The sequence below is a fragment of the Mycobacterium sp. MUNTM1 genome, from assembly GCF_054660795.1.
Genome location: NZ_BAAGDE010000049.1, coordinates 31,353 through 46,883, shown reverse-complemented (window position 1 = coordinate 46,883; position 15,531 = coordinate 31,353). Strand labels below are relative to the sequence as shown.

Sequence of the window (15,531 nt, the reverse complement as noted above, 5' to 3'; positions counted from 1 at the left end):
CCGCCCCTCCCGCGCCGCCGCAGGCGCCCCACACCGGACCCCTCGGCGGTCTGCCCAAGGGCGATGAGTTACCCGACCGCGGCTGGCGCCGCGTCGTACGGCTGCTCACCTTCGGCCTGATCAACCTGGGCCCGTCGCCCGCCCAGCAGCAGGAGGCCCAGTTCGAGGCGGCCATCCGGACCCGCCTGTACGGCAACCGCAAGGTCGGCGTGTTGGGCAAGGGCGGCGTGGGAAAGACGTCGGTGGCCGCCAGCGTGGGCTCGTTGCTCGCCGGGCTGCGCAACCAGGACCACGTCGTGGCGATCGACGCCGATACCGCCTTCGGCCGGCTCAGCAGCCGCATCGATCCGGCCTCGACGGGCTCGTTCTGGGAACTCACCGCCGACAAAAACCTGCGGTCGTTCGACGACGTGGTGGCGCGGCTGGGCCGTAATGCCGCGGGCCTTCACGTGCTCGCCGGCGAACCGGCGTCGGGCCCGCGCCGGGTGCTCGACCCGGCGATCTACCGGGAGGCCGCGCTGCGGCTGGACCGCCATTTCACCATCTCGGTCGTCGACTGTGGCTCGTCGATGGACGCGCCGCTCACCCAGGAAGTCCTGCGCGACCTGGATGCGCTGATCGTGGTGTCCTCGCCCTGGGCCGACGGCGCGTCCGCCGCCGCGCGCACGATGGAGTGGCTGGCTGATCAGGGCTTGGACGCGCTGCTGCAGCACACGATCGTGGTGCTCAACGATTCCGACGGGCATGCCGACAAACGCACCCGGGCATTGCTGGCCCGTGAGTTCACCGATCACGGCCGGCCGGTCATCGAGGTGCCCTACGACCCCCACCTGCGGCCCGGCGGCGTCATCGACGTGAGCCACGAGATGGCCCCGGCCACGCGGCGCAAATTCCTCGAGATCACCGCGACCGTCGCCGGCTACTTCGCGGCGCGTCCCGACGGCGCGAAAGACCATCGGCCCAAGGACAACTGACGACTAGGCCCGCGCCGAGGGGTCGGCGATGGCCTCGATCTTGCACACCCGGGATCCGCGGATCGTCAGCACGATGACGGCGAACAGGCGGCGCTCGCTGAAGGCCAGCAGTACCGGTCCGCCGACCGGACCGCTGACCAGGGTCACGTCCGGCCACAGGTAGCGCAACAGGTTGGTCGCCACCGCATCCGGTCCGTGGTTGATCTGCGGTGGCGGGGCCGGATCCGCGAGGATCGTGCCCACGCCCCACACCGTCGGATCCAGGACGGCGGCCAACGCTTGCAGGTCACCGTTGGCGCACGCGGCGATGAACTTCTCGGTCACCAGCTGGTGTTCGGCGGGGGCGACGTCGGCCAGCTTCGGTTGCGCCGCTTCGAATTTGGATCGTGCGCGCCGTGCCAGCTGACGGCAGGTGCCGACCGGGCGGCCAACAGTCTGCGCGATCGACTCGAAGGGGACGCCGAACACGTCGTGCAGCACGAAGGCGACCCGTTCCCCCGGACTGAGCCTCCGCAAGACTTCGAGCAGCGCGGTGCGGATCTCGTCGTCGAGGGTGATTCGGTCGGCCGGGTCGACGCGGTGCGGCGCGGGTTGGTCTTCGATGTCGCCCGGGCGCTCGTATCTGGCGCGGGCCGAGCGCACCTGGTCGAGGCAGAGGCGGCTCGCCACCACCGTCAGCCACCCGCGGGTGTCCTCGATCTCGCCGATGTCGGCGCGCGAGAGTCGCAGAAAGGCCTCTTGCGCAATGTCTTCCGCCTCGCCGATGTCGCCCAGCATCTGGTAGGCGAGGTTGACCAGATACGGGCGGTGCCGACGCCAGGCCTCGCTGACCTGATCGCTGGCTGACGACGACTGGTTCATGTCTCTTCGACGATTCGCTGAGGCAAAAAGTTACACGTTCTCGCGATGTAACTTTCCCACCTTTTGCCCCGTCGTTTCAGCAGTGCAGGAAGTTCACCGAAGGAGCCCCATCATGACCATCGTCGTCACGGGCGCGACCGGCAACGTCGGGCGTCCACTCGTCACCGAACTGCTCGCCGCGGGAGCCCGCGTTCGGGCCGTCACCCGGCATCCGGCGCCTGCCGGCTTTCCCGCGGAGGTCGAGGTGTTCGGTTCGGCCGCCGACGCGCTGCCCGGCGCCGCCGCGGTGTTCCTGAACTCGCGGGCGCTGGCTGGGCAACTGGAAGACGTGGTGGCGCAATGCGCGCGGGACGGAGTCACCAAACTGGTCGCGCTGTCGGCGATCAATGCCGACGACGACGTCACCCGGCAACCGTCCCGCTTTCGCGGGGACCGCAACAGGGAGGTCGAACGCCTCGCGGTCGACTCCGGTCTGGCCTGGGTGAGCCTGCGGCCCACCGTGTTCGCGACCAATTTCGCCGGGATGTGGTCGGCGCAGATCCGCGCCGGCGACGTGGTCGCCGGGCCCTACCCCGCCGCATCGACGGCGCCCATCGTCGAGGCGGACATCGCGGGCGTCGCGGCCCACGCATTGCTCGCCGATGACCTTGTCGGGCAACGGATCCCACTGACCGGTCCCCGGTCTTTCACCAACTCCGAACTGGTCGAGGTGATCGGCGGCGTCCTGGGGCGGGCACTGCAGTATCGCGAGATCCCCGCCGATGCCGTGCGGCAACGGTTCGTCGAAATCGGATTCGGGCCCGGCTTCGCCGACGCCTACCTCGCCATGCTCGCCCAGACGCTCGACACCCCCGCCCTGGTGACCCACGACGTGGAGAAGATCCTCGGCCGCCCTCCAGTTCCCTTCGCGCACTGGGTTTCCGAACACCGCAGCAGGTTCGACAACGAGAAAGTAGGAATCTGAGATGACCGATCCGCGTCCCCCGCGCTACCTCAAGCCGATGAACAAGTTCATGATGGCTGTCCAGCGGCTCGGCATTCCGACCGGTCCCGCCATGGTGCTCACCGTGCCCGGCCGCAAGTCGGGTCAACCACGCAGCACCCCGATGACGCCGTTCAGCTTCCGGGACGGCCTCTATGTGGTGGCGGGCTATCCGGGCGCCGACTGGGCGGCCAACGCCCGGGCCGCGGGGACCGGCACGCTGCGCCGGGGCCGACGGTCACGCCGCGTCCGGATCGTCGAACTTTCCGCCAGTGAGGCCCGGCCGGTGCTGCGGGCGTTCCCCACCGAGGTTCCGGTCGGGGTGTCGTTTGCGAAGCGGTCGGGGATGGTGCGCGACGGAACGGCTGACGAATTCGAAGCGCTGGCAGGGCGACTCGCCGTCTTCCGCTTCGATCCGGCGGGCTCGGTCTAACGCGACGGAATCGCCGGCTTGCAGATGCAAGCTGCCGCCGTTTAGCCAAACGAATGCCGGGCGAGGTCATTCACCACAAGCAAATCAGATCGTCCGGCCGCCTTAACTCACCGCCTTGTCCGCCTTGTCATGGGCGACTGGAAGCACGTCTACACTGCCGCAGTCATCGCCGCTACCTCCCCCGTCCGCTACGCTGCCACCTCATCCGCCAGTGAACGGGGTTCGTTAACCTTTCGCCGATTCTCGGAGTCCCGGTCGAGGGGCGAGGCAAAGCAGCCCGACCCCTGACGACGACCGGCCGGAAGCTTACGCACTTGCCATAACGCGCCCGCAAGCTACTTGATGAGAACTGTCCCGCAACGGATCAATACCCTACGTATCGTTCCATTCGGTGAGCCGCTGCCGATGTATTTTCCATTGGTGTTGTATCTGGCTTCGGCAGTAGTCTTCGATGCGCTGTCGCTCTGATTGCGGGATGCTTCTTCTCCCCGCATGTGGGTTGTCGTCGTGCCACTCATCGATCATCTCGTGTAGGAGTTGATGGAACCGCTGGCGGAATATCTCTTCATCGTCGTCTTGTAATTCGGGCCCGGAGAAACTGTCGCGTAAATAGGTGGGCTCGGCCTCCACGCTCTGGCGCAAATGGCTTATCTCGCGGACGTTTTCACCGACTGCGCGGGCTATCTCTTCGTCGCTGGGAAGCTTGCCGGTGCGGAGAGCTTCTTGCACGAAGGGGTGGAAGTCGGAGATGTCAGGCATCGTGAGTCCTAACCGCGCGACGTCATCGGCGTTCGCAATCACCCACGCGGCAGCGACCAAGAACTGTGTGGCGGTGAAAGCACAAATTTTTGACCATGGCGGGGCTGAGCTGGTGGCTTAGAACGTGACGTTGCCCGAGGGCTTGAGCGCGAATCCGTGTTGTCCGAGGCTGGTATCCAGACAGGCGACCAGCCCGTCACCACCGACGGCGCAGGTGACGTTCTGATACGAGACTTTCTGTCCGGCGCCGAGCAGCGTGCCATGGTTGTACGAGCCGATTGGGCAGCCACTTAGCTCCTTGTCGATGCGAAATCCCGCTGCACCCCAGTCGCCTACGGTGCCGGCAGCATACGACTGAGTGGGCGTGGGACCTGATGCGACGCCGGGTATTTGGCCTTCACAGTGAATGCCCTGGGAAGAACCCGCTGGTTGCGGATTGACGGTAGCCGTGAAACCGCACTGAATGTTGTAGGGAGTCGAGAACGCCACGAAACGACCCGGTCCTTTGGGGCCGGTGCCGATGTAGTTGTCTGCTGGCGCAGCGACGAAGCTGTCGACGTTGGGGAAACCGGGCGGCAGCGCGTCAGCGTGGGGGCCGCATGCCAGCAAGGTCAGGGCAGCCGCGAAGATTCCAGTGCCCAGGTACCGCGTGGTGCGAACGGTGGCAGTGCTCATCCAGTCCTACGTGGTTGGGGGAGTCTGGTTTATCGCGGTGGGGACAGGTATCCCGTCCTTTCGCAGGCTGCCTGGGAAACATGGCGATGTTCCGATGATCGTCGGGGGCGAGCCGGGTGGATACGCGGCCTTGATTTGCACCACGTAACCGTCGGGGGCGTAGCCAAACCTATTGGGCTTCTCAAAACCTTGACGCTCAAGGACTTGCCAACCCCAGCGTTTCCAGATGCTTTCCACCTGACCGAAAACGGCATTGACGTCCGTACCTAGCGGAAGGTTCAAATCACCCCAGTACGCGTAGTTAACCGGAGCATTTTGGTCTTTTGGCTCGTCTTCGCAGTAGGCGATTCCGGACCCGACACCGCTATAACGAGTTCCATCCACGCTGGCGCCAGAGGGCAGTGCGTCCACCGTCTGCTGAATGTATTTGATTACCGTCTTCTGCGCTTCTTCTTGGGTCGCAGGTATTTTCGGTGAGGGAACGGCGGGTGTCGATTCCATCGGACCTCCTGGGATTACCGTTGCACCAGACGCATCGCGCGACGCAGGTTGTTTCGTGGACGTGGATGACGATCCCGATGAGCACGCAGCACATAGCCCCGCTGTGAGCAGCACAGCCAGCAAGCAAAGCACATTACGAGTTGAGGGCTTCATCAGGATTAGGGCGTGAAAGTGGGCGGGGTGACATCGACTCTTCCTGCGATAATACGGCCCATATTGTCAAGCGCCGGGTTGCCCGGATCCCAATAACTACTGTGGGCCGTAACCGTCGGCAAGCCGAGAGGCCAACCCGGTCCGGGCGCTGCTTCAAATGGGATACCACCAAACTTTGAACTCATTGGGTCGGGGCCCAGTGTCATGCCCGTGACCACACCGATAACATCGTTTTGCGCACGGGTCGCGAATACATGCGCCCCAGGATCGAGGTCGAGGTCGCTGGCATGTCCAGCCAATACGCCGGGGCTGCCCACCGCGACGACGTTGTTGGCGTCGAGGTGGTGACCGCCGAGTGCTGCTGCCCCGAGTTCGGTCGAACCGTAGGAGTGCCCAATGACGGTGTTCAGTGAGGGGCCCCCGGTAAGCGCATCGTTGTGGGAGGCCCGCAATCCGGCTTGGAAATCGTCAAGCGCGGCAGCCCCATTGTGCGCGTAGCTGGTCGACGCGGCATCAATAAGGTTCATTGGCCGGTCATAGCCCATCCACGTGGTTACCGAAACATCGCTGGGATGCAGGCTTTTGTCGGCAGCGAGCGTGGCGGACAACATCCGTTCTGATTTCAGGGCACTGGCATCAAAGCGCGTAAGGTCTTGCCCCGTGCCAGGAATGAAGGTGGCGTTACGTTTTGCCGTATCGGGATTGTTGATGGAGACCGCGGCGCGGCCCTGGTCGTCGATGAAGCCTAGGTACCTCGGCAGCTCGCCAGGCGGCATTTTGCCCGGTGGCGGGCCAAGATTGTCCTTTACCTTCGAGTATCCTTCCCGGGCTCGGTTGGCCGCATCCCACTGCGCTTTCCAGTTTCGATACTCCCTCGACGGCAGGAAGGGCTCTTTCCCGTTAGCCCAGTCTGGATGCTGAGTGCGGAGGCGATCCAGGTCGGCTTGGCTGGCATTTTGTAGCTCGGGGAGATGCAGCCTGTTGTAGTGGTCGCGGTCGGGGAATGGCATGCCCGGATGGTTGCCGATGAAATGGTTGCGGTTGTATTCCGCGTCTTTCTGCTCTTGGGTGAGCGAGTTCCATGCCTGCGTGAACTGGTTCGGATCGTCCGGCAGCGGGGATGCGGGTAGGTCTTGATCGACGAGCACCGTCGGTGGCGCGTTGGGGTTGGTGGTGTCGCTTAGCAGGTGTTTGGCGTCGTTGATCGCTCGGGCGGTCTCTGCGTCGGCAGCGCCGAGCTGACCGGCGAGGCGCTGCAGATTATTGGTTTCGGTGGCAGCTACGTTGGCGCGATGGGCTTGCAGCTGATCGACCTGCGACTGTAGACCGGCAGTATCGTCGGGGTCCATCAGTTTGGCCAGCGTGCGGGCCGCCGCGTAGTCGTAGGTGTCGGTGACTGCCCAATCTTCCGAAACGTTGAAGTGATCACCTTCTAGCCCCTGGGCGTTGGACTTCAGCGATTCGATCATCGGCTGCATCGCCTTGGCGCCGTTCTCGTAGGCGTCAGCCAGTTTGTCGTAAGCCGCAGCGACGGCCCGATCCTGCATGTATTCGCGCTCGGCCCGCTCGTCAACGGCGTCTTTCGTGTGGCCCTGCCAATCGAAGCCGAGAACTTGCTCGTGGACGCGCGCAGCGGATTCCAGCACCTTGTCTCCGGCGGTGCGCAGCGGCGGACCCATGTCACCTAGTGCGGTGGCGTTGGCCTTATACACATTGCTCTTCTGCGGGCGACCCACGTCGTTGTTCCTCGGATCAGATCGCGGGCACCGTGATAATCACCAGACCACGACCACGCGGTTGAGGTCACCCATCCCACCAAATCCGTCGCTGAGCATGCTCGGCAGCGACATCTGCCCGGGCATTATCAAGTCCGCGAGTTGGAACCTCTTGGTGCAGCCCCGGCATATCTGGGCCATGTTTTCGTATCGACCCCCGACTGCCTTCAAGGAAGCCTGCACTCGATCATGGGCGTCGGCCAACGTCGCTGCAGTGGCGAAGCCGGGCAGGCCAGCCATCGCGGCAGTCGCACCCGGCACAGAAATGCCGGTCAGCACACCGTTCTCCGCGCCTATCCGCTCGGCTCCGGCCAGCACGTTCGCCGGGATGATCGCAAATCCACCCATACAGCCCATTTCTCTCGCGATCAGTGCCACCTCAACGGCCTGGCCGCCCCGGGGAATTTTACCGCTCAACCGTGAGCAGTTCTGCCTCAATTAAGTGAACCGCCAACGACAGCTGGAAACACCACTGTGGCGCGCGCCGCCGTGGCGAGAGCAACGACTTAAACGACTACTGCTGGCACTCATTCCGTGAGGACATCCCAACCCATCCGACTACCGTGCCACCCAGTACCCCCAATTAACGATCTTCTCAGCCCTGGAGCGACTTGCGGGGTCCCGGGGCAACCCGAACCTTGTCCGCGTGGATCCGAAGCAGACAATCGGTTGGGGTTCCGCGAAATTTTGATAGACGGTGATCCTTCTGTCGTTACAGCATCAGGACCTCTATCGCCTCAACGGGCACCAAGGTTTCGGCCATTGCGCAAAAGCTCACATAACTGCCAAAGCGCTCCACAACCCACGAAATTTCGAGCAATGATCGAAACCTGTGGATGCGCCTCGGTGGGGTGGGCCTGAAGGTGGGCGCACCTTCCCGAGGATGATCATCACGGAATCAGGCATTCGATCAAGACCGGCGTTGGTGCGCTGGTTGGGAAGGCGCGCCCATGCTCACCGTAGTTCACGCCACCGATGGGACCAACGTTGACGACGTCAGTGGTCGATCTTTGCTTATGAGATTGTCCGCGATGGGGCCCGGCAGATGCTGACGGCATTGAAGGCCGAGGTCGCCGCCTACATCGACGCCCACTGCCACCTGGTGGATGAGGAGGGGCATCGGCTGGTGGTGCGCAACGGTTTTCACGATGAGCGCACCGTGCTCACCGCCGCTGGTGCAGTGGCGGTGCGTGCGCCGCGGGTCAACGACAAACGGACCGACCCCGACTCTGGTGAGCGCAAGCGGTTTTCCTCGGCGATCTTGCCGGCCTGGGCGCGCAAGTCACCGCAGGTCAACGAAGTCTTGCCATTGCTGTATCTGCGCGGGCTGTCCACCGGCGACTTCGCACCCGCCCTTGAGCAGTTCCTCGGCACCGGCTCGGGACTGTCGGCGGCCTCGATCAGCCGGCTGACCGCCCAATGGCAAGACGAAGCCACAGCGTTCGGGGCCCGGGACCTATCGGGCAGCGACTACGTCTATCTGTGGGTCGACGGGATCCACCTCACGGTACGCCTCGACCAGCAGAAACTGTGTTTGCTGGTGATGATCGGGGTGCGTACCGACGGACGCAAAGAAACTGGTCGCGATCACCGGCGGGTACCGCGAATCCACCGAATCGTGGGCCGATCTACTGCGTGATTGCCGCCGCCGCGGTATGAGAGCACCCGTGCTCGCGGTCGGCGACGGCGCACTCGGCTTCTGGTCGGCGCTGCGCGAGGTTTTCCCTGACACCCACGAGCAGCGCTGCTGGGTTCCACAAGCAGGCCAATGTCCTTTCCGCACTGCCCAAATCAGCACACCCAAGCGCGTTGGCCGCGCTCAAGGACATCTACAACGCCGAGGACATTGATGAGGCTCAGGTCGCGGCCAAGGCCTTCGAACTCGACTACGGCGCCAAGTATCCCAAGGCGGTCACCAAGATCACCGATGACCTCGACACCCTGCTGGAGTTCTACAAATACCCTGCGGAGCACTGGATCCACCTGCGCACCACCAACCCCATCGAATCCACCTTTGCCACCGTGCGATTGCGCCAGCGCGTCACCAAGGGCCCGGGATCGCGTGCCGCCGGAATCGCGATGGCCTATAAGCTCATTGAGTCCGCCGAAACTCGCTGGCGCAAAATCAACGCACCACACCTGTTCGTACTGGTTCGCGCCGGCGCCGTCTTCCATAAAGGCAAACTCCTCGAACGCCCCATCGACATCACCCCGCCCGAGCCAACCGACGACGCGGTGGCCGCGGTCGGAATCGATGTCGCCTAAACACCCGAATCCAGCGGTGGAGGGGTTTTTCGTTCGGTCGGTCATCGATCTGGGCCGTGGCGGGGCGTGGCAACGATCAACCAGGATGTGTAGTGCTCGACGACCTGTCCACCGAGCGCACGGCAAGCTGTCGAGGCTTCATCAACCTCTCGGGGTGTCCAATCACTAAACGTGCTAAAGAGGCAATGGATCTGCTTGGCGTCTAACTGGATGCTCCACCTGTAGGCACACACGTCGTCGACCGAGAACAGCCCGGTGTGCGTCAGCTTGTCGGCCATGACCGCAGCATCCTCGGGGTTATCGGCCCGCGCAGTCGGCCGCCGGCTGACAATCCGCTCCACTTCGGCCCGGAACGCCGTGGTGGCAACAGCAGGGTCCCCGAACACATTGCGCCACACCAGTAATCGACCCTCCGGCACCAGGGCGCGATGGACCTTTGGCAAGACCACATCGAGATTCATCCAGTGGATCGACGTCGCCGCCACCACAAGATCGAACGTTGATTCGGCGAACTCGACGTCCTCGGCCCGCGATAGCAGCAAATCAGCGGCCGGATACCTCGCCGTCAAGATGGCTGCCAGATCGCGGCCCGGCTCGACCGCAACGACGTCCATGCCCTCGCCCAGGAGCGGCCCGGTGGCCTCACCTGTCCCTGCCCCCAGATCAAGAGCGCGGCGACCCGGACCGACCAGCCCAGTCGCGCGCACACGGTGCCAAAGCTCCGGAGGATACGGCGGTCTCGACGTTCTGTACAAATCAGCGCGACGGTTGAAATGCATAGGGCCGGACATACATCCAGAGTATGTGGCGCCACGCTGAGCGATCACACGTTTAGTCGGCCCGACGGACTCGTCGCTGCCGATCCCCTCCCAGCCCACCGCAACGAACACCTGATGCCGCACTTTGCCGCTAGCCCATCAAAAGCCGCAATCCACAGGATTTGACAATATCTCCGAAATTTCTGGGCCAGGCCTCGGCGCGGTACTGGGTTGGACGGCGAAATCAAAGAACGGGGAGTATGAGCTGCGACTTCTCAGTCCGTCAACACCGTACCGAATACGGGCTGCCAACAGAAACGACCACGGCCTCCAAACTGGGGATAGCGCTATCATTGGGACCGTCCTAATCGCCGTGCGTTGCGCTTTGAAGTACGCTGCCGCCTCTTCTGGGTGTGCTTTACATGGACGTGCTGGCGTGCGGCGCGAAGGATGGACCGGCGTGACGAACGGCGCCAATACATCTGGGTATGAGGCGATGACGTTGCACGGGTCGAAGCCGTGGCGCTTGGGGCTTGGCTGAATCGTTATCTGCCGTTTCAGCTGGCTTTACCGGAGACATGCCGGCCTCAGGCGCCACGGCAAATATGTTTCGCGCCGGGTGGAAACTTTAACAGTGTCAGCATTAACTGCAGCCGCCACTTATTCGTCGCTATATAGAGTCAGGACAGGCACCATGATTGTCATCGGAATTGACACACATAAGGTTACACACACCCTCGTTGGTGCCGACGCGGTCGGGCGTATCGTCGGCGACCTGACGGTACGGGCTACCACCGATGGGGGCATGAAGGCGCTGGCTTGGGCGCGTACAAATTTCGGTACTGATTTGGTGTGGGGCATCGAAGATTGTCGCAACGTGTCATCGCGGATGGAGCGCGATTTACTCAGCGCGGGTCAGCGTGTGGTGCGGGTACCGCCACAGCTGATGGCTCGCAGCCGCGCCTCAGCCCGCACCAGAGGCAAGTCAGATCCGATAGACGCGCTGGCCGTCGCTAGGGCTGTCTTACGGGAACCGGATCTGCCGGTCGCCGAGCACGACGAGGTCTCCCGTGAATTTAAATTGTTGGTGGACCGCCGGGACGACCTAGTCGGCTACCGCACTGCTGTGATTAATCGACTGTTGTGGCGATTGCATGAACTCGACCCATCGCATGCGCCGAAGGGCACAGCACTTGCCCACTTTAAACAACAGCACGAGCTTAGAGACTGGCTGTCGGTACGTTCAGAGCTGGTTGCCGAACTAGCTCGCGAAGAGCTGACCGATGTCATGGGGTTGACCGAACAGATCAAAGACTTGGAGATCCGCATCGCTGCGCTCGTGCGCGCAAAGGCATCATCGTTGCTCACTATTTTCGGTTGCGCAGAGTTGACTGCGGCGAAAATCGTTGGAGAAGTTGCGGGGGTGTCACGGTTCCGGAGTGAAGCCGCATTCGCCCGTCACGCGGGCGTAGCGCCAATTCCCCATTGGTCAGGGTCGAGGCACGTGAGGTTCCGAACAATTCGCTCAGGCAATCGCCAGTTGAATATGGCCTTATATCGAATTGCAATAACCCAGATCCGACGCAATGGGCCTGGTGCAGCGTACTACAAGCGGCGCCGCGAGTCGGGGGATTCGCATGCCGAAGCCCTGCGCCGGGTCGAACGCCGGATTGCCCGCACCGTGTTTGGACGTCTACGCGCCGACCGTGTTGCCCAAGCCGCGTCGTCCGACTGCTCACCGTCATCTTGTAATCGATGGCTAGCGCTTTCCTGAGAACCTTCCGCCGCTACGCCGGGCCCTTCCCTCGGTGGCCAGGCACTACACAGCCGAGTACTACCAAAGTGACTGGGGATGCCGCTGTCCGTGAGCCGCATCATGGCCGTTCATCTAATCACGGTCGTGGTGGCACACGGCTTCGAGTTTGATGCCGAATTCGTCATACCAGAACGTAGCGTAATAATGCCCGGGATATTGCGGGAAATGGCGCGGCGGATGAATCACCGTACCGCCGATTCGAACGACATGATCGTGCACGGCGCGCACCGACGACCGGTGCCGCACAATGAATGCCAGGTGTTGCAGCCCCGCTTGCTGCGCGGAGTACTCGTGCGGCTCGAGCGCCGGATAAAAGAACAGGAACGTGCCCGGCTTGCCCTGGGCGGGCCGATAAGAAAACTCGTCGTCGGCATGAAAGAACGGCTCAAAACCGACAAGGGGCATCAGCGCGTCGTAGTACCGTTTTGCGGCTGACAGATCGGGGACGTTGATGCCGAGGTGGCCGAGCATCAGTCAACCTTCGTCGAGACGCGCGTTACGGTCCGTCAACGCCTGGCGGCTCATGAAATCGCCTGATTATCAGGGCGTTTCGTCGCCGCACAGAGGGTTTCGGCGACCACGTGGCCGGTGTCTTCCAGCGGACGGGTACACCGTTGCACGCGGGCGAGCATGATCGCCCCCTCCAGGCTGGCCACCGCGAACGTCGCCAAGCGGTGGGATTGGGCGACCGACACGCCGGCGCCGATCAGCTCGACAGCCACCCGTGATTCCCAGGAGTCGAACACGGCCTGGCTCGCTTCACGCAAGGCTTCGTTGCTGCTGGCGATCTCACACGCCACCGTGCCGATCGGGCACCCGTCGGCGAAGTCGGTTTCTTCCAGGGCGCGCGCAGCCCAGTCGAACCATGTGACCGCGGCCCGACCGACGTCGACAGACTCGGAGAACACCCTGTCCAGCAGTTGTTGGTAGCGCTCGGCGGTCTGGGAGATCGCCTGCACGGCCAGGTCTTGCTTGCCGCCGGGGAAGAAGTGATACAGCGAACCCAGCGGGGCCCCGCTTTCGGCGACGATCTGCTTGAGGCCGGTGCCCGAGTACCCCTGGCGCCGAAACAGGCCGATCGCCGCGGTCAGGAATCGATCACGGGTCGGCGTGGTCATGAGGACCGCGCGGGCGCCGTACCGCCGGCCGCGGAACCCAGCGGGAGACCATCCACGATTCGCTGGGCACGTTGGCGATCAATGGAATAGGCGCTCAGCGCCTCACGCTCGAGTTGATCGTCCAGTGGGCGCCCGAGCACGTCCAGCACCGTCTCCTTGGCCGACCGAACCGCGGATTGTTCGTGCCCGGCAATGCGACCGGCAAGGGCGTAGGCGGCACTCATCAACTCATCGTGCGCGACAACTCGGGTGACGAGATTGACCTGCAACGCACGTTGCGCGTCGATCGGTTCACCGCTGAGCTCCAGATCCAGCGCGACCGCCAGGCCGCAGGCATCGACAAGTCGGGAGATTCCGCCGTCACCGTGATGAAAGCCCAAGCCCACCAAGGGCGCGCCGAACATCGCCCGGTCGGAGGCGATGCGGATGTCGCAGGCCAGCGCCAGCTCTAATCCCGCACCCAGCGCCCAGCCGTTGACGGCCGCGATGACCGGCTTGGCGATGCGGAGACCGCGCGTGATCCCGCCGAAGCCAACGCCTTTGGCGTTGCGCCGCACCACGGCCGCGTCGGCATCGCGCCACCGGGTGAACCAGGTATTGCGGTCGGCGCCGGCGCAAAACGCATCACCGGCCCCCGTCAGGACCGCGACGTCGACATCGTCGTCGTCGCGGAACTCGGTCCAGATTTCGCGCAGCCGGTGATCCATCTCGGGATCGATCGCGTTGCGCGCGCTCGGGCGGTCCAGGGTGATCGTCAGCACCCGGCCCCGCGTCTCACATCGGACGTGCTCGGCGCCGTCGTACATGAAGCCTCCGCTCTACGCGACCCACCCCAGATTATATAGAGCGCTCTACTAAAGCAAGACCCCGACTTTCGGGCCCACCGCGACATGACAATGCGACCGGCAGCTACGCCGGGCCGCGCCCATCGCCGGCCAGCCTCAGCAGCAGCCGGGTGCCACCGAGCGGGCTGGTCTGCAATGCCGCTGTGCCTCCGTGCAATTCGGCTTGCTGGGCAACCAGCGCCAGGCCCAGCCCCGACCCGGACCGGGATGCCGTCGAACCGCGGGCGAAGCGTTCGAAGACGGTGGCGCGTTCCGACTCCGGGACGCCGTCGCCGTCGTCGTCGATCGCGATCTCCACGCCCTCACCGGAGCTGCCGACGGTCAGCAGGATCTTGCCGGCGTTGCCGTGCTTGACGGCGTTGGCGATGGCGTTGTCGATCACCAGCCGCAGACCCGTGGGCAGCCCGATCATCAGCACCGTCGGCGAGGGCACCAGCGACACCTCGACGTCGGGGTAGACGCGCAGCGCGTCGTGAGCGGCGCGATCCAACAGCTCGGTGATATCGAACGGGACGAAGTCGTCAACGGTGGTCAGCTCGCCCTGAGCGAGCCGCTCCAGCGCGGTCAGCGTCGCCTCGATGCGGCTCTGGGTGCGGATGACGTCACCGATGACCTCGTGGCGCTGCTCGGGCGGCAAGTCCAGCGTGGACAGCACCTCCAGGTTGGTACGCATCGCGGTCAACGGCGTGCGCAGCTCGTGGGAGGCGACCGCGGCGAAGTCGCGCGCCGATTCCAGCGCGGCCTTGGTGCGCTGCTGCTCCTTGCCGATGCGGGCCAGCATGCCCTCGACCGCTTCGGCGATCTCCACGGCCTCCCGCACGCCGCGCACCTGGACCTCATCGGGACTGGACTGCGCATTGATCGCCCGGGCCTGCTGCGCCAACAACAGGAACGGATTGACCATGATCAGCGAGATCACCCAGCCCACGACGACGGTGCCGCCGATCACGCTGGCGCAGATCAATAGCACCCGAAGGTGCAGTTCATTGATCCGATGCTGGGCTTCGGCCAGCGGTGCGGCCAGGGCTATCGAGGCGGGGCCCGCGGCGAAGGTGCGGACGCGGTACTGCACCCCGTTGATGGTCGTGTTCGCGTAGCCGTCGGGAAGCTGGGGCAACACGATGCTGCTGGGCACCGACACGGTCACCCCGCCGATGCGCGCGGTGCGCACCAGATTGCCGTCCGGCGCGGGCCGGTCCGGACTCGTGTGCTCCGCGTTATTGAGCAGGCTGCTGATGTCGCCCAGGCTGCTGACCGAATCGAGTCGCCGATCCAGCTGGTTGTACTGATCGTTGGTTACGCCCACCCACACCCAGGTGCCCAGCAGGACGACCAGGGTCATCACCGATATGGCGGCGACGATGACGATGGTGCGCAGCGACAGCACCCGCATCGGCAGCTGTACACGCGGTAGGACGCGAATGTCGGTCTCCTTCAGACGATCGCCGGTCCCTATCAACCAACCTGAGTACAACCCTCACAGCGGTACCGGTCCGGCGCGCTCAAGCGCGGTGGCGTTTCGCAAGAATTTAACGCTAGCCGCCTCGCCACCTCGTCCCTCACGTGCCAAAACCGGGCCGATTTTGGCCTGACCTCGGTGAGTGAGTACTCTCTCA

General features: G+C 63.9%; 15 protein-coding genes and 1 pseudogene. 5 read left to right on the top strand and 11 right to left on the bottom strand.

All coding sequences use genetic code 11. From position 1 onward, the window contains the following. Window positions 1-974, top strand: a 974-nt coding sequence (locus tag ACYQ8K_RS23220) for a MinD/ParA family ATP-binding protein (protein ID WP_459972676.1), incomplete at its 5' end; no start/stop codon positions are given. 3 nt (window positions 975-977) lie between these two features. Here the strand turns inward: ACYQ8K_RS23220 and sigI are convergent. Next, window positions 978-1,835: an RNA polymerase sigma factor SigI gene (gene sigI, locus ACYQ8K_RS23215; RefSeq protein ID WP_459972674.1), complete on the bottom strand. Its 858-nt coding sequence runs from the start codon at window positions 1,833-1,835 to the stop codon at window positions 978-980. A gap of 112 nt (window positions 1,836-1,947) precedes the next feature. On the opposite strand from sigI, the gene ACYQ8K_RS23210 reads away from it, so the two are divergent. Together ACYQ8K_RS23210 and ACYQ8K_RS23205 are read left to right on the top strand one after the other, a co-directional pair. Beyond that, window positions 1,948-2,799 (top strand): NAD(P)H-binding protein, encoded by an 852-nt coding sequence (locus ACYQ8K_RS23210; protein WP_459972672.1) that lies wholly within the window; start codon window positions 1,948-1,950, stop codon window positions 2,797-2,799. A 1-nt stretch (window position 2,800) separates the two neighbouring features. Then, window positions 2,801-3,250 carry a nitroreductase family deazaflavin-dependent oxidoreductase gene (locus ACYQ8K_RS23205; RefSeq protein ID WP_459972670.1) on the top strand — a complete coding sequence of 150 codons (450 nt, stop codon included), beginning with the start codon at window positions 2,801-2,803 and terminating at the stop codon, window positions 3,248-3,250. A gap of 372 nt (window positions 3,251-3,622) precedes the next feature. Here the strand turns inward: ACYQ8K_RS23205 and ACYQ8K_RS23200 are convergent, their stop codons facing one another. The 5 genes from ACYQ8K_RS23200 to ACYQ8K_RS23180 all read right to left on the bottom strand — a co-directional run bounded on the left by ACYQ8K_RS23200 (window position 3,623) and on the right by ACYQ8K_RS23180 (window position 7,491). Further along, window positions 3,623-4,009, bottom strand: a complete 387-nt coding sequence (locus tag ACYQ8K_RS23200; protein ID WP_459972668.1) for a hypothetical protein — start codon at window positions 4,007-4,009, stop codon at window positions 3,623-3,625. A 117-nt stretch (window positions 4,010-4,126) separates the two neighbouring features. Next, entirely contained in the window at window positions 4,127-4,684 is a 558-nt protein-coding gene (locus ACYQ8K_RS23195) for a hypothetical protein (protein WP_459972667.1), read from the bottom strand. Between the two features lie 6 nt (window positions 4,685-4,690). Continuing rightward, window positions 4,691-5,185: a hypothetical protein gene (locus ACYQ8K_RS23190; protein ID WP_459972665.1), complete on the bottom strand. Its 495-nt coding sequence runs from the start codon at window positions 5,183-5,185 to the stop codon at window positions 4,691-4,693. A 158-nt stretch (window positions 5,186-5,343) separates the two neighbouring features. Next, entirely contained in the window at window positions 5,344-7,074 is a 1,731-nt protein-coding gene (locus ACYQ8K_RS23185) for an alpha/beta hydrolase (RefSeq protein ID WP_459972663.1), read from the bottom strand. 39 nt (window positions 7,075-7,113) lie between these two features. After that, on the bottom strand, window positions 7,114-7,491 hold the full coding sequence (locus ACYQ8K_RS23180; protein WP_459972661.1) for a hypothetical protein: 378 nt from the start codon (window positions 7,489-7,491) through the stop codon (window positions 7,114-7,116). Window positions 7,492-8,063: 572 nt separating this feature from the next. Here ACYQ8K_RS23180 and ACYQ8K_RS23175 point away from each other — a divergent pair. Beyond that, window positions 8,064-9,378 (top strand): annotated as a pseudogene (locus ACYQ8K_RS23175) (IS256 family transposase). A 41-nt stretch (window positions 9,379-9,419) separates the two neighbouring features. Here the strand turns inward: ACYQ8K_RS23175 and ACYQ8K_RS23170 are convergent. Next, window positions 9,420-10,157 (bottom strand): class I SAM-dependent methyltransferase, encoded by a 738-nt coding sequence (locus ACYQ8K_RS23170; RefSeq protein WP_459972683.1) that lies wholly within the window; start codon window positions 10,155-10,157, stop codon window positions 9,420-9,422. Between the two features lie 673 nt (window positions 10,158-10,830). Here ACYQ8K_RS23170 and ACYQ8K_RS23165 point away from each other — a divergent pair. Beyond that, complete coding sequence (locus ACYQ8K_RS23165) at window positions 10,831-11,910, top strand: IS110 family RNA-guided transposase (protein ID WP_459972659.1); 1,080 nt, start codon at window positions 10,831-10,833, stop codon at window positions 11,908-11,910. A 114-nt stretch (window positions 11,911-12,024) separates the two neighbouring features. On the opposite strand, the gene ACYQ8K_RS23160 is transcribed toward ACYQ8K_RS23165, so the two are convergent. From ACYQ8K_RS23160 to ACYQ8K_RS23145, 4 genes are all read right to left on the bottom strand, one after another. Then, window positions 12,025-12,423 (bottom strand): VOC family protein, encoded by a 399-nt coding sequence (locus tag ACYQ8K_RS23160; protein WP_459972657.1) that lies wholly within the window; start codon window positions 12,421-12,423, stop codon window positions 12,025-12,027. Window positions 12,424-12,473: 50 nt separating this feature from the next. Further along, the gene (locus tag ACYQ8K_RS23155; RefSeq protein WP_459972655.1) at window positions 12,474-13,070 is read right to left on the bottom strand and encodes a TetR/AcrR family transcriptional regulator; all 597 of its coding nucleotides are present in this window, start codon (window positions 13,068-13,070) and stop codon (window positions 12,474-12,476) included. Beyond that, entirely contained in the window at window positions 13,067-13,876 is an 810-nt protein-coding gene (locus ACYQ8K_RS23150; protein ID WP_459972653.1) for an enoyl-CoA hydratase/isomerase family protein, read from the bottom strand. Before ACYQ8K_RS23150 ends, ACYQ8K_RS23155 begins: the two co-directional genes overlap by 4 nt. Window positions 13,877-13,979: 103 nt before the next feature. After that, window positions 13,980-15,308 carry a sensor histidine kinase gene (locus ACYQ8K_RS23145; RefSeq protein ID WP_459972651.1) on the bottom strand — a complete coding sequence of 443 codons (1,329 nt, stop codon included), beginning with the start codon at window positions 15,306-15,308 and terminating at the stop codon, window positions 13,980-13,982. Window positions 15,309-15,531: the final 223 nt, after the last annotated feature.

Coding starts and splice junctions, on each gene's coding strand:
- sigI (WP_459972674.1), bottom strand. CDS start 1,835: ATGAACCAGTCGTCGTCAGCCAGCGATCAGGTCAGCGAGGCCTGGCGT.
- ACYQ8K_RS23210 (WP_459972672.1), top strand. CDS start 1,948: ATGACCATCGTCGTCACGGGCGCGACCGGCAACGTCGGGCGTCCACTC.
- ACYQ8K_RS23205 (WP_459972670.1), top strand. CDS start 2,801: ATGACCGATCCGCGTCCCCCGCGCTACCTCAAGCCGATGAACAAGTTC.
- ACYQ8K_RS23200 (WP_459972668.1), bottom strand. CDS start 4,009: ATGCCTGACATCTCCGACTTCCACCCCTTCGTGCAAGAAGCTCTCCGC.
- ACYQ8K_RS23195 (WP_459972667.1), bottom strand. CDS start 4,684: ATGAGCACTGCCACCGTTCGCACCACGCGGTACCTGGGCACTGGAATC.
- ACYQ8K_RS23190 (WP_459972665.1), bottom strand. CDS start 5,185: ATGGAATCGACACCCGCCGTTCCCTCACCGAAAATACCTGCGACCCAA.
- ACYQ8K_RS23170 (WP_459972683.1), bottom strand. CDS start 10,157: ATGCATTTCAACCGTCGCGCTGATTTGTACAGAACGTCGAGACCGCCG.
- ACYQ8K_RS23165 (WP_459972659.1), top strand. CDS start 10,831: ATGATTGTCATCGGAATTGACACACATAAGGTTACACACACCCTCGTT.
- ACYQ8K_RS23160 (WP_459972657.1), bottom strand. CDS start 12,423: ATGCTCGGCCACCTCGGCATCAACGTCCCCGATCTGTCAGCCGCAAAA.
- ACYQ8K_RS23155 (WP_459972655.1), bottom strand. CDS start 13,070: ATGACCACGCCGACCCGTGATCGATTCCTGACCGCGGCGATCGGCCTG.
- ACYQ8K_RS23150 (WP_459972653.1), bottom strand. CDS start 13,876: ATGTACGACGGCGCCGAGCACGTCCGATGTGAGACGCGGGGCCGGGTG.
- ACYQ8K_RS23145 (WP_459972651.1), bottom strand. CDS start 15,308: ATGCGGGTGCTGTCGCTGCGCACCATCGTCATCGTCGCCGCCATATCG.